Raw genomic sequence first — 13,434 nt, 5'->3', positions numbered from 1 at the left:
ATGAGTGTACTTGAGAGTATTAAGATAGCATTTAGTTCAGTTAATGCTCATAAAATGCGATCCATTTTAACGATCATAGGTATTGTAATTGGAGTTGCAGCTGTTATTGTTATTGTGTCAATCGGAAAGGGTGGAGAAAATATGTTAAAATCCCAAATTGTCGGACCAGGAGGTGATACTATACAAGTTTATTATGAACCTAGTAATGAAGAATTAAACGCTAATCCTGATATCTTAGAAGAATCAGCTTTTACTGAACAGGATATCAATGCTTTGAAACAAATACAGAATATTAAAAATGTTGTTGCGGCTAGTAAAGATTTTTTACCGGTACAGTATAGAAAAAAATATATAAATGGTACGATTTATGGAATAAATGATTCCTATATTAATATTCATAAACTAAACATTCAAAGCGGAAGAATGTTCAACTCAACAGATTTTATAGGCGAGCGTCGTGTCGCTTTGATTTCTAATGGATTAAAAGAAGAACTGTTCCCAAATAAAAATCCAATAGGCAGTATTATTCGAATAGGGTCTCAACCTGTTGAGATTGTGGGAGTGCTGGAAGAAAGAAAAAATCTATTTTCTGTAGGTTTGAAAGAAGTATATATACCATGGAAAACTTGGAGAACGATTTCTGGGAAAAACAACTTCAGTGAAGTAACTATAGAAGTTTCAAACCCTAATTTATTAAAAGAGGTTGGGGATGAGGCTACTTCTATGCTAAATAGAATGCACAATACCGAAAATAGGTATAAAGTAATTAATATTAAAGAAATTGAACAGGGAATCAGGAACATTACAAATATAATGACATTAATCATTGGGAGTATAGCAGGGATCTCTTTAATTGTTGGGGGAATTGGCGTGATGAATATAATGCTAGTATCAGTTACTGAAAGAACTAAAGAAATTGGAATACGTATGTCATTAGGAGCAACAAGAGGGCAGATTTTATTCCAATTTTTAACAGAATCCTCTATATTAACTCTAATTGGCGGTACAGCCGGAATATTACTCGGATCTCTAATATCTTATTTAATATCACTTCTAGCAGGATGGCCTTTCTCGGTATCATGGCAAGTAATTGTTGGGGGACTCGTATTTTCTGTGGCAATTGGAATCATTTTTGGTATATTACCTGCAAATAAAGCTTCTCGTCTAAACCCAATTGAATGTCTCCGCTATGAATAAGAGACTGTAGATGAGCATTTTTTATTACAATAATTTCCATTTATTAAGAGACAAACAGGGTACCCCTTAGGCGACATGGAACTGTTTTTTCACAACATCAATGGGAATATCTTGCTTCGCCGCGTCGTAAATGAACTCAATCAGGCTGTGTCCTTTCCGAGTCCGAAGAAGGTCCAGCCCGGCGGAGAGGTCTTGTTGAGATTCGGCTATGCTGTACACGCAAGCTAACAACACGGTGATCCAATACCGTTTGACCGCCCGAATGTGACGAACACGGTACCCATCGAGCTTCAGCTGGTCTTTTGCCTGCCGGAAAAAGCATTCGATCGACCAGCGTTGGGCATAGTAACGCAAGATGTCTTCGTCACTCAGCTCCCGATCGGTGCTCAAGATGCAATGAAGATGTTCGGGTGTCATCGGCTGAGCAGCCTTCCAAGTAAGCAGCACCACCGCATCATCAAGACCGTTGAGCGCACCTTCGTAGCGGTAGACACGATAGCGCTCGTTCCCCACCGTGACGAGGCAGGTGTCTTGGGGCTCGATATAGCGGGCGAACTGCTTGGCTTGGACGGCGATGCCTTTCGGGTAGAGAATTCGGTTCGTCTTGAGCATCGCGATGACATGGAATCCCTTTTTCAGGCAGGCTTCGATGAGCGTTTTGGACGGATACCAAGAGTCCATCAACACATACACCGGCTGAGTCAGCTTCCCTTTGAGCGAGGAAAGCATCTCGATCGCCAGGTCGATTTTGCTTCTTCCGGCCTTCTTGTCATACAGACGAAACGCGAACGGAAACGCTTGCGTGAAGGTGTGCACCATCAGCCAAACGAGCGAATGCCCCCAAACCGATTGATGATCTTTATGCGAGTAGTGCCAGTCGCACCCTTCGATGGCGTGCGTGGCCCGTGACGAAGGCTTCGTTTTTTGGCAAATCGTATCATCAATCGAGACAAAAAGAGGCTGATTCTTTCGCTCAATTCGGCGGAGGATCCACTCTTGAAGCTTTCCAAGCAGCCTTTCCTCATCCCAAGGGCTTTTCGTGAAAAAGTGACGGAGCGTCGTTCGATGATTCGGATGAAAGCTCCAGTGATGAATATCGGTCCATGTTCCCGAGAATCCCTTGGTGGTCAAGGCATCGACAAGGTGAACGAGGTGCTTCAAGACCGGTTTGGAAAGCTGCAGCGTCAACCCCAGCGTGAAGAAAAACTTGTGGATTCCTTGGTGATGTGCTCATCGATTCATGAGACATGAACCTCCTTGTGTGAATGGGTTTTGAGCACATCTATTTTACCCAAGGAGTCCGGTTCATGTCTCCTTTTTTGTTTGGTTGTCAATTTATGTTAGTGAATTTGCTCATCTACAGTAATCGATATTTTTCTTTGCTGATTTGATTGTTAAAATAAATTTTTAATTTTATCAAAATTAATACGACTGTTATTTTTGTTTTTCATAAATTCCTATTAACCGTCTTCAAATACACACTCTTCTCCATGCCTCCCCCTATCTCGAATCATACTACCACTTTCTTTCTTCTTCACCGCCAACTTGTGTCGGAACCCCGCCATTTTTTGACGGTGCGCCCGCCAATTTTGGCGGACTAGACAAAAACGCCCTCATCCATCCGATGAGGACGTTAACAACATATAATGCTCTGGAATGAGTCCCAATTGTTTTGCTTTTTCCACCGCTTCTATCCGAGAAGATACACGCAATTTTGAAAAAATACGCGATAGCTGTCTTTCTAGGCTCCGCTGGCTCATGCAGCGCTTTCTTGCAATCTCTTTATTGCTTAAACCGTTGGCAACCTCTATCAATATATTTTGTTCAAACATGTCGAGCGTGATATGTTCCACCTCTTCTTCCATCCTAGCTTTCACTTCGAAAAGCCGCAGCTGGCGCAGTACATGCACAGGAATAACCGCCTCATCTCTTAACGCACAGCGAATCGCCGTCACTAATTGCTCGCTTGATGCGGTTTTACTGACAAAGCCTGTAATGCCTGATTCAATGAAATAATTTAAAAAAGGAACAATATCATATCCGGTATAGATGACAATTTTCGCATTTGGCTGTTTTTCGAGAATTCGTTTACTCAATTCAATACCGCTCATATCCGGCATACGCCAATCAAGCAAAAACACATCATATGTACGTTGTTCCATCATCTGCTCCGCCTCTGTGCCAGATGTAACAAGTTCTACTTGAAAATCTTGTTCGCTCTCGAGCATATTCTTTGTCCCTTCACCAACAAGACGATGATCATCGACAACCAAAATGTGAATCATCTAGTCATTTCTCTCCTTCCTATGAGGCTGGTGAAATACGACTGATTTCGCTGAACCCATTGTTTTCGGTCGAAAGAGAAGCGTTGATTTTGCAAGACTTCTCTATTTGAGAAAAAAGTCCATTTTCCGCGATTTTTCACTAAATCACAGGCCTTCTATGCTTATAATGGAATGGTGATCCGTATGTCTAGCCCCTCGCCAAGTTGTGATGTCATCTCGCATGTTCCACCTAAGCCTTGCACACGCTCTTTTATGCCAAACAAACCAAGCTTTCCATCATAATGATTTAATTTTTCTATGTCTATACCTATACCATTGTCAATATAATGAAGTTGAACTTCCTCATTTTGAACCTCCAATGTTAGTTGAATGTGCGATGCGTGCGAATGTTTCAGCGCATTGTTTAATAATTCTTGGATCATCCGATATATTGCAAGTTCTCGTTCTTCATCTAATTTGGTTGATACATGAACATTCCAATCCACTTTGATATTTGAACGCAAATGAAATCTTCCGATTAATTCGGCTAATGCTTCTCTTAATCCGACTTGTTCCAAAAACGTCGGTCTTAATTCATGGCACGTTTCTCTTGTTACATCAATCATATCTACGATTTCTTCTTCGATATTGTTTAGCTGCTTTTTCATTTCTTCCATACGCATATTTTGAAAACGCAAACTCTCCACTTTCCGTTTTAAAACAATTAAATCTTGAAGAATCGTATCGTGCAGATCAATGGCTAACTTTCTTCTTTCCTTTTCCGACCATTGAAAGATCAAACGAGTGAGCCAAACAGAATGGCTTCTTTCCTTTAAGCTGTCTAACTCTTTGATGAAATCCTCTGCTTTTAACATATTTTCAATCGTGATGCTGGCATAATAGACAATGGTGGATAGCCAATCTTTTTGTTCTGCCCGAAATGGAATGGAATGTTTCTTTTTTCCTATTAATAGTAAAGGACTTTGGCGGAACGAGCCTACAAAAACCGCAAACAAACGTTTATTTTCAATGATTTTTCCAATCGAAAGTGGTTGAACATCCATCTTTTTGATTAACTTCATCCACTCTTTTTCATCGCAATGAAAAGGTGCTTGCCTATTTTGGACCGCCAATTGTACAAAAGCCAGATTCTCTATATCTAATACTTCCCTCACTTCTTTTTCCATGCATCGGATCACTTCTTGCATGTTTTTCTGTTTTTTTAATGCTTCACCGATCCGATATATACTTTCTTGATAAAAGTTTTTTTGTACATATAACTTCGTTCTTAATGTTCGATCAAAATATCCTTTTGAATAGAGAGCAAGGATATTGATTACATAAATCAGTAAAAACAACAAAGCGAGTTCCGCAAACCTCCTTGCTTCATGAACAAATTTGGCATAAAGCAACGTAACAAAAAAAGCTGGGAGTAATGACAAAAAAGCATGGTACACAAAACGATTGATGGAAAACGGCAATCGAAATAGCCGATCCGTACAAATCAAATAAAGAAAGACGGATGGCAACACAAAAAGCGAAGTAACGGTTAATTCAGCTGGCAGTACCCATTTTCCAATGATGAGAACCGGGAGACTATAAAATAAAACAAATGGTGCGGCAGATAGCCCAATGGCGAAAAGCAACCCTTTGACCGTATTTTGCTGTTCATCTTTTTTAAGATCAACGAACCCTTTTCCTAACAAAGCAAGAATGATAACTATATTGATAAAAAATGTCGTCAATAGCACTTCCACTTCACTTATCGAACGAAACGATATAGACATCAGTGAAATAATAAACATCACAAAGTTAAAACCATAAAGAGAAAAGACGATTTTTTTCGCAAACCATACTTTCCTTTCTTTTTCAAAATAATGATAAACGAAATGCAAAAAGACGGCAGGCAATATGAAAAATATACCGTTAAATATTTGCCGCCCAAACGGCGCATATTTCGCTGATAAGCTGGCACTGATATAACAAATCCCTGTCAATAATAAAAAATAGATCAGCACGGTTGCCGATTTGTCATTCGGCCGCAGACGAAGCAAAAAAATGCTTAAACTAACAGCGAATAGAAAAAAACCCGCCGGCAAGGCAATATAATACAGCCATTGTTCCGTTCCATGCGATTGATAGTCAACCGTCAATGTTTGGATTTGATTTTCTCTCTGAATTGTTATTGTTTTCGCTTGTTCAATTGTTTTGTATTCCCGTACAGTAAAATGGGAGAGCGGAGGCTTTCCATCCACTTTCAGCACTTGATCATGAATATGAATACCATGTTTTTTTGCCCAACCAAACTCGTAAATATCATTAACAATAATATCACCATTCTTGTTTTCTACTACATCCATGCCGATCAATGGATGCCTAACATTTAAAATGGTTAAATATAGTGCTGCAATCAAAGCAACAATCATCGCAATGACTGCTCGATTCATCGTGATCTACTTCCAATATCCAAGCGGCTCCGTCGATTCACTAAATACCTTTACAACCGCTTTTACCTCTAACTCACTTAAACCGATCAAGCTCACCGTACCATTTTGTAATTTTTCGATGACTTCTGGATGTTCTACTAAAAAGCGAATGATTTCTTGCATCGCAGATCTCCCTCCAACATTACAAAATCATTGTTTTCAGTACGGATTTGTACCTATCGTCTACATCCAGTTTCTCGATTTCTTGCAAAGCCTTTTCCTTGTAAATCTGGCTTATCACTTTAGCATAATAAATCGCTCCTTCCTGTTCCATTTGCTGAAGTGCTTTTTCTTTTTGGACGTACATCCGATCGTAGTCTATATCGTTGTTGAAATACTGCTTCCACAAGTTATTTTGTTTGCTTTCTAGCATATACAAAATCGGAAGCAACTTTTTCTTTGCTTGAATATCCGCTTTTTTATCCCAGTTGTATAGCGCATCAAGATCATTGTCGATTTGTGCTGCAATGCCGATGTAGCGAGCATATGTTTCAATCGCTGCGATGTCCTCTTTTCCTGCTAATAAAGCGCCTATGACACAAGCCATCGCAACAAGAGAGCCTGCTTTTTTCTCTACCATTTTTAAATAATCTGCCTCTGTTTGTACGTCACACGCCACATCAGTCTGTTGTCCGTGTACACTTTGCAACAAGCAAGACGTAACATATGACAGTGCCTTTAATTTTTTATTACTAGAAATCGGTACATTCGCAATCGCTTGCTGAGCAAGCAGCAAGAACCCGATCGCAATATGAAGAGGAATAGCTGTATCCTCGAAACGATCTTGATCGACTATATCATCCAATAAATCCCCAGCAAGCACGATCAATTCAATAGCCGCTGCGATATATGTTGAGTGATCTCCTTGTATCGAAAACAAGTCATAATGCAAATAAGCCGACCGCCCAAACAACAAATCGCTCTCTTTCATATGTTGCTCGATTGCCAAGAGCATGTGCGCTTTCAGTTGCGGTTCCGACATAAATTGTTCCACGATTTCTTTCATTTGTTTCGCTATTTTTTTCTTTTTCACTCATCCTATCGCACCTTACACAAATATTTACAAATAGGGAATATTCGACAAGTTCAATAAAATTCCTTCCTGAAAAATAAAAAGACTTGTCGAAGATTGTGACAAGTCTGGTAAAAAACATCATCCATGTGTTCTTTTCTTATAAAAACATTAGATTGAGTCATTAATATGAGAACAGCACGGATCTAACAGTCCTATTCTTGCGCTTATGCCAGTCAAGAACCGCCTAACATGTTCCCATTATGAAAGGAGAATGAACATGGAAGAGTATATGTTAGAAACCCGTCATATAAGCAAAGCGTTTGGGAAACAACTCGCGGTGGATGATGTATCCATAAAAGTCAAGAAACATACCATTTATGGATTGCTCGGGCCAAATGGAGCGGGAAAATCCACTCTTTTAAAAATGCTGACAGGGCTGTTGCGTCCCACAAAAGGGGAAATCGTCATCAACGGCCATCCTTGGAGCAGAAAAGTCCTGAAAGATATCGGCGCACTGATCGAATCCCCGGCTCTTTACGGCAATTTAACAGCCTATGAGAATTTACTCGTTCACGCCAAATTGCTTCATTTGCCCGACTCGCGAATCCAAGAAGTTTTGAACATCGTCGGCTTAGAAAATACGGGGAAAAAGAAAGCATCTCAATTTTCCCTTGGCATGAAGCAAAGGCTAGGAATTGCCAAAGCTCTTTTAAACCATCCAAAACTGCTCATTCTCGACGAACCGACAAATGGCTTGGACCCATTAGGCATCCAGGACTTGCGAACACTCATTAAATCGTTTGCCGAAAACGGGATCACCGTCATCCTATCGAGCCATATTTTGTCCGAAGTCAAACAATTAGCCGATTACATTGGCATTATTCAAAACGGAAAACTCAGGTACGAGGGGAAAATAGACGAGAGTCAAGATCTCGAAAAACTCTTCATCGATGTTGTGAACAAGCAATGAAGGAGGATGGGAGTCATGCTCAATATGTTCCAGTCAGAACACTTAAAATACAAGCGAACGTTTGCCAAAAAACTTATATTCATCGCTCCGCTTTTCTTTGTCCTGTATGCCATGATCACCATGCCAACCATGAATTCAACGCGCCATTATTTTGAATACACGGTATTTAATTGGTGGCCGTTGATTTTTGTTCCCATTGGAACGGCCTTGACTGCTTCCCTTTCAGTGTCAAGGGAGAAAAAGTCCGGAAACGATAAAGCGCTGCGTTGTCTCGACATTAGCATTGTGCGTCTATGGTGGAGCAAAATCGCCGTCATCGCCTATTATATGTTGCTCTCCACTATCGAGCTGATCGTCCTGCTTGTTTTATTGAAATGGTTTTTGCCCAACAGCCTCTCATCCGCTACGGTCGCGGTGTTTGCCAGCTTGGTCATTTGGATGAGTTCTTTATCCTATATCCCGATCGGATTATTTATCGCCGAGCGGTTCGGGATGGCAGCCTCGATCCTTGTCAGTGTCATCGGCCTCGCCTTAGGGGTCGTCATGGCTGCACAGCCTTACTGGCTGTTCATTCCATGGAGCTGGGGAATGAGGATGATGTGCCCGATCGTCGGGGTTCATCCGAACGGCGTTCCTTTGGAAAAAGGGAATTCGCTATTGGATCCTTCTGTCATTCCAATAGGCCTAACGATTGCCCTTGTCATGTTTCTGTTGCTATCTTTTCTGACCGCCGTTTGGTTTTCGCGAAAGGAAGTGCATTGACATGTCGTTTCTTCGCCTTCTGTCATCCGAATGGATCAAAACGAAACGCACAGCAGTTCGGATCATGGTCATCATCATACCAATCCTGTATCCGCTCTTTATGGTATGGTATTTTTCGCACTACCGACATTCCGTGTTTTGGCAGGTGAAAATCTACCAAGGTTTTTTCGAAGTGATGACCGTTTCCTTGCCGATCATCATCTCCTTGCTTACCGGACTGATGTCCTATCAAGAAGAAAAAGCAGGAAATTTCATGAACATCTTGGCCGGCCCTGTATCCAAAATCAAATGGTATGTTGGCAAACTCACGCTGCTCATCTTCATCGCATGCGCGGATATCTTGCTGGCGATGATTCTCATGCTCTTTGGAGTGAAATACGTACTCAACGTCGCGCCCATTCATGATCACTTATTTTTGCAAGGAGCCATGCTCTCGATCGTGGGCTCACTGATCCTTTTTTCCTTGCATCTGTTCATCAGCCTTGCCTTTGGAATGGGAGCATCGATTGCCATCGGGAGCGGCGGATTTCTCATTTCCGCTCTTATTGGCGCAACGTCCTTAGGCGATCATATATGGAGCTATGTTCCTTGGGCTTGGGGTGTTCGCCTCTCACAATTTCCGATTTTGATGATGCCCGAAGTAAAGCAAGCATTGGGGGCGCAGTTGTTCAATTCCTATTCGCTATCATTGTGGGGAGGGATGGCCTATGCCCTTCTAGGCTTTATCATCGTGACCATCATCGGTTCAGTCTGGTTTCATCGTTGGGAAGGAAATAAACCACATGAATGAACCCCCGTGGTTCTCTTTCAATGGGATGTTCAAAAAGGAGGGGCCGAAAAGCCTTGATAAATCAACATTTCTAGAGGGAGGTTTTAGAGTGGCGATGAAAAACTTCCTCTTACCCCTCATGTTGATCGCGATCCTCTTTATAGGAGGTTGTTCACTTGTCAGCGACTTAAAAAAGACAGCAACAAAAAATATGGAGATCGATCGGAAATTGCCAAAATATGAGTTGAACAAAGACAATTTGCAAGAAATTCACTATCAAGACCGAACGTACATCATTCAGGCAGCAAAAGTAGATCGACATCAATTGCACAAACCAATCGGGAAAGTAGCGGAGACGATCACCATCAATGAGCATCATCAAATCTTGAGCAAAAAAGAACTGCGAAAGATTGAAATCATTCCCGATCAAAAAGACGAAAAACGAACTCACTTAAACTTCGGATGGGTTTACAGCATCAAAGGTGTAAATCCGGACGAAGAAGTGGCTGTTACGGTGAACCACCAATTTCTCATTGCGAAAAGAAAATAGAGACTCAGAGATGGGCTAGGGAAATCGGAATCTCCCTAGCCGCCTTCCGTTCTCTACAACAGCGGAAAAGCCATGAGATGGAATGATCAATCAGCCAGCTCCTGAATATAAAATTCAACGGTCGCGCCGCCTTTTTCGTTGTTGTATGCCCAAATTTCACCGCCATGATGATTGACAATTCGTTTGGCAATATACAGCCCTAATCCAACATGATGTTTATACTGCTGATCTTGATAAAAAGGCTGGAACAACAACGACGTATCGCTTTCTTTAAACCCCGTTCCAGTATCGGAACAGCGAAAATAGATTTTACGCTCATCCCCCTCTTTTTCATCATGCACTTCCAACTTGATTTCTCCGCTTTTGGTAAACCGCAAGCTATTGTATAAAATATTGTCCAACACTCTCATTAACATCGCTTCATCAAGGATGTAACATGATTTTTGCAAATTCACATCAAAGCAAATATTTATCGATTTTTGATGATAAACCATTGTTGTGATCTCTCGTTTTTTCTCATCAAGAATTTGCCTTACATCCACTTCTTTTGCATTCAGTGAGAAGTGGTCATTCTCCACTTTATAGAGCAACGACAAATTATCTGTCAACATGGTCATCTTCCCACAGTTTTTGCGAATAATCTCTAAATGGGGAGTGAGATCAAAGTGGTCCAACTTTCGCAAGTCTTGAATCAAATCAATTTGTCCTTGGATGACCGTCAACGGGGTTCGGATATCATGCGCGATCGATGATACCATCATTCTCCGTTCGTCATCGGTCTTGGCTAAACGTTCCACCATTTCTTTCAGCGCACTGATCATGGTATTAAAGGAATCCTGGATTTTCATAAATTCTTTTCTTTTCAACCCTGAGACTTGAAAATCAAAATCCCCGCTTGCAATGTGATCAGAAGCCTGAAGCAGCAACCTGACATTATGAAACAATGATTTGTACAGCCTTGATGTAAAGAAAATCAAATAGACAATAAAAAAGATCAACGGAGAAATAAGGAGCAAAGCATAAATCAACACGGCTCCGAAGCGATGTTGATTGTTAATGATAAACCCGAAAGGCGCTTTCAACACATACACCGCCTGAATGGCGTTATCATGTTGAACGGGAATGAACCGATACACATAGCTTCCTTTTACAATCTCACGGTTGATCACTTTGCTCATATCCACTTGACCGTCTACAATTCCGCGATCGCCATACAGATGCTTGCCGCTGATGTCTACAACTTCTCCTTTTATCTTTTCACTGTAACGATGGATGGGAATGAGTCTCCCCTTGAAAATAGCTTCTTCGTTTTCTTTCACCTTTTTCTCAATCAAATCCAAATCTTTCACGAAATAATTGGTCGGTTTCACCACATGGTTGGTGGTTAATGTCATAATCAAATAGATGATGCATATATAAGTAAAGGCCGAAGTAATCGCCGTTGCCAGCACAACTTTCACAACTAACAAATAAAAATCTCGTTTAATCGTTTTATTGTTTTTCATCGGTCACATCCCATTTATAACCGAGCCCATATAATGTTTGAATATAAGAGGTGTCTGGATCGACGGCCTTGATTTTCTTTCGAATATTTTTAATGCTTTCTGCCACCGTGTCTAACTGGCTTTCAGAGTCAATCCCCCATACTCGTTCAAATATTCGTTCTTTCGAGAAAACGATCTTTTGATTCAGCATCAACAACTTCACAATCTCATATTCTTTTTTTGTGAACGGCAATTTCTTTCCTTTACAAAAGACCTCATTAGCCAAAAGATCAATCGTCATATTTTTAGAACTCAAAAGATATCTCTCGTTCGAACGAATCCGTTCCTCCCTTCTTAAATGGCAATCAATTCTCGCCTTTAACTCCTTTAAGCTGAATGGTTTAGTGATGTAATCATCTCCACCGATCGCCAAAGCTTGAACCTTATCTTCCTCCAGCGTCTTTGCGCTGACAAAAACAATGGGGACATCGACGCGTTCACGAATCAAGCGACACAACTCCATTCCGTCAATTCCTTCCATCATGATATCCAACACAATCAAGTCAAAATCGTTGTTCATCATCTTCAACGCTTCTACACCGCTATGAACCGTTTCTACCTGATAATGATGAAGCTCCAAATATTGCTTGATTGTGCAGCAAATATCTTCATCATCATCAACAAGCAAAATCTTCTTTTTGTTCATGTTTTGATCCCCCCATACAGTTGAATAACAAACTGATTTCATCCCCTATATCCTGAATCTCATGTCACCGATGCCTTGTTGATAGAGACATTTTCACATTCAAAATAGATTAAAATCATAAGATTTTTCTAATGTTTCGGTATGTACCTTTTGGAGAAGATCGTACCGAACTCTCTCAAAGCATGTCATGCTCTCTGTTGAAGGAAGAAATCAGCCAATCGGGCTATTTTGGTGCATGCGGAAACGAGGGAACCCCCCACTTGCCTATAATGAATCCTTCCCATGATAGTGGGAGTGCACAAGAGGCGGTGTCGACTAAACAGATAGCATCTTTGTCTTTTCATGACAGCGCGTTCGAAAGCAGAGGGATGAGGGAATTCGAATTTGGCTTCAGGAAGAAAGAATAGCTGCACTGAAGCTCCCTGCACCTAAGGAGGATGCAGGGAGCTATTTTGGTTCACTCCATAATCCCATCTTTTGATTGTCCCATGAACACGGAAGCGGCATCTTCACACTGTTGCTTGTTCAAGATGGCCACCCCCTCGCGAATTTCGATATTACACACATGACAGTCATTCTGCCGCAATATGGGTTACACCCGTAATGACCCCTTCATTCATCGAATACACTTCGTGGCATAATGACTGGATGTCCACCTTGTTGTGAGACGTCAACAAAATGGTGCAGCCTCTTTTGTTTTCCTCGCGAATAATTTGGTACACTTGGTCCACCGATTTTTCATCCAAGCCATTCATCGGTTCGTCGAGCAGCATCAGCTGCGGCTTCTCCATGATGCACTGTGCAATGGCCAGTCTTTGTCTCATTCCAAGAGAGTACGCTTTCACCGGCCTTTTATCATGCGGATCCAACCCCACTCGCTCGATTGCCTCTTTTACCTCGCGCTCGCCGATTTTGTTTTGAATCATGGCTAAAAAATGCAAATTATCGAATCCTGAGTATTGTTCAAGGAAACCTGGTTTTTCCAACAAAACAGAAATATCGCTCGGAAAGGATACATCTTGGTGCAACGTCTGGCCAAATACCGCCACCGTGCCGCTGGACGGCTTCACAAGTCCGCTGATGACTCGGAATAACATCGTTTTTCCCGATCCGTTCGGCCCGACGAACCCATAAATCTTTCCGCTCTCCAACTCTAAGTTGATATTGCGCAAAACTTCTCTTGCTTTTATTGTTTTGGAAACATTGGATAAGACGATCGCCTTCATATCGA

The 13,434-nt window shown here is 41.3% G+C and carries 12 protein-coding genes and 1 pseudogene; 5 read left to right on the top strand and 8 right to left on the bottom strand.

Translation table 11 applies throughout. The features are described from left to right. Entirely contained in the window at positions 1-1,197 is a 1,197-nt protein-coding gene (locus tag GC56T3_RS02020; RefSeq protein WP_041468656.1) for an ABC transporter permease, read from the top strand. A gap of 66 nt (positions 1,198-1,263) precedes the next feature. Here GC56T3_RS02020 and GC56T3_RS02015 read toward each other — a convergent pair. The 5 genes and pseudogenes from GC56T3_RS02015 to GC56T3_RS01995 all read right to left on the bottom strand — a co-directional run bounded on the left by GC56T3_RS02015 (position 1,264) and on the right by GC56T3_RS01995 (position 6,929). Further along, a pseudogene (locus tag GC56T3_RS02015) lies at positions 1,264-2,492 on the bottom strand (IS701 family transposase). A 318-nt stretch (positions 2,493-2,810) separates the two neighbouring features. Further along, positions 2,811-3,482 carry a response regulator transcription factor gene (locus GC56T3_RS02010; protein WP_013144167.1) on the bottom strand — a complete coding sequence of 224 codons (672 nt, stop codon included), beginning with the start codon at positions 3,480-3,482 and terminating at the stop codon, positions 2,811-2,813. Between the two features lie 161 nt (positions 3,483-3,643). Next, positions 3,644-5,908, bottom strand: coding sequence for an ATP-binding protein (locus tag GC56T3_RS02005; protein WP_041468167.1), 2,265 nt, complete (start codon positions 5,906-5,908; stop codon positions 3,644-3,646). A 6-nt stretch (positions 5,909-5,914) separates the two neighbouring features. Next, positions 5,915-6,070 (bottom strand): competence pheromone ComX, encoded by a 156-nt coding sequence (comX, locus tag GC56T3_RS02000; RefSeq protein WP_013144165.1) that lies wholly within the window; start codon positions 6,068-6,070, stop codon positions 5,915-5,917. Between the two features lie 19 nt (positions 6,071-6,089). Beyond that, the gene (locus GC56T3_RS01995) at positions 6,090-6,929 is read right to left on the bottom strand and encodes a polyprenyl synthetase family protein (protein WP_013144164.1); all 840 of its coding nucleotides are present in this window, start codon (positions 6,927-6,929) and stop codon (positions 6,090-6,092) included. A gap of 310 nt (positions 6,930-7,239) precedes the next feature. Here GC56T3_RS01995 and GC56T3_RS01990 point away from each other — a divergent pair, with 310 nt between their 5' ends. The 4 genes from GC56T3_RS01990 to GC56T3_RS01975 all read left to right on the top strand — a co-directional run bounded on the left by GC56T3_RS01990 (position 7,240) and on the right by GC56T3_RS01975 (position 10,013). After that, positions 7,240-7,932: a lantibiotic protection ABC transporter ATP-binding protein gene (locus GC56T3_RS01990; protein WP_013144163.1), complete on the top strand. Its 693-nt coding sequence runs from the start codon at positions 7,240-7,242 to the stop codon at positions 7,930-7,932. 15 nt (positions 7,933-7,947) lie between these two features. Beyond that, positions 7,948-8,694, top strand: coding sequence for a lantibiotic immunity ABC transporter MutE/EpiE family permease subunit (locus GC56T3_RS01985; protein ID WP_013144162.1), 747 nt, complete (start codon positions 7,948-7,950; stop codon positions 8,692-8,694). A gap of 1 nt (position 8,695) precedes the next feature. Beyond that, the gene (locus GC56T3_RS01980) at positions 8,696-9,484 is read left to right on the top strand and encodes a lantibiotic immunity ABC transporter MutG family permease subunit (RefSeq protein WP_013144161.1); all 789 of its coding nucleotides are present in this window, start codon (positions 8,696-8,698) and stop codon (positions 9,482-9,484) included. A gap of 94 nt (positions 9,485-9,578) precedes the next feature. Further along, positions 9,579-10,013 carry a NisI/SpaI family lantibiotic immunity lipoprotein gene (locus GC56T3_RS01975; RefSeq protein ID WP_041468654.1) on the top strand — a complete coding sequence of 145 codons (435 nt, stop codon included), beginning with the start codon at positions 9,579-9,581 and terminating at the stop codon, positions 10,011-10,013. An 86-nt stretch (positions 10,014-10,099) separates the two neighbouring features. Here GC56T3_RS01975 and GC56T3_RS01970 read toward each other — a convergent pair whose 3' ends face one another. The 3 genes from GC56T3_RS01970 to ccmA all read right to left on the bottom strand — a co-directional run bounded on the left by GC56T3_RS01970 (position 10,100) and on the right by ccmA (position 13,429). Further along, entirely contained in the window at positions 10,100-11,518 is a 1,419-nt protein-coding gene (locus GC56T3_RS01970) for a HAMP domain-containing sensor histidine kinase (protein ID WP_013144159.1), read from the bottom strand. Then, positions 11,505-12,203 carry a response regulator transcription factor gene (locus GC56T3_RS01965; protein WP_013144158.1) on the bottom strand — a complete coding sequence of 233 codons (699 nt, stop codon included), beginning with the start codon at positions 12,201-12,203 and terminating at the stop codon, positions 11,505-11,507. The genes GC56T3_RS01970 and GC56T3_RS01965 overlap by 14 nt, the downstream gene beginning before the upstream one ends. A gap of 572 nt (positions 12,204-12,775) precedes the next feature. Then, entirely contained in the window at positions 12,776-13,429 is a 654-nt protein-coding gene (gene ccmA / locus GC56T3_RS01960; RefSeq protein WP_013144157.1) for a heme ABC exporter ATP-binding protein CcmA, read from the bottom strand. Positions 13,430-13,434 lie beyond the last annotated feature (5 nt).

This window comes from Geobacillus sp. C56-T3 (assembly GCF_000092445.1).
In the GTDB taxonomy this organism is placed as follows: domain Bacteria; phylum Bacillota; class Bacilli; order Bacillales; family Anoxybacillaceae; genus Geobacillus; species Geobacillus thermoleovorans.
This window is presented reverse-complemented; position numbering and strand designations above follow the sequence as displayed.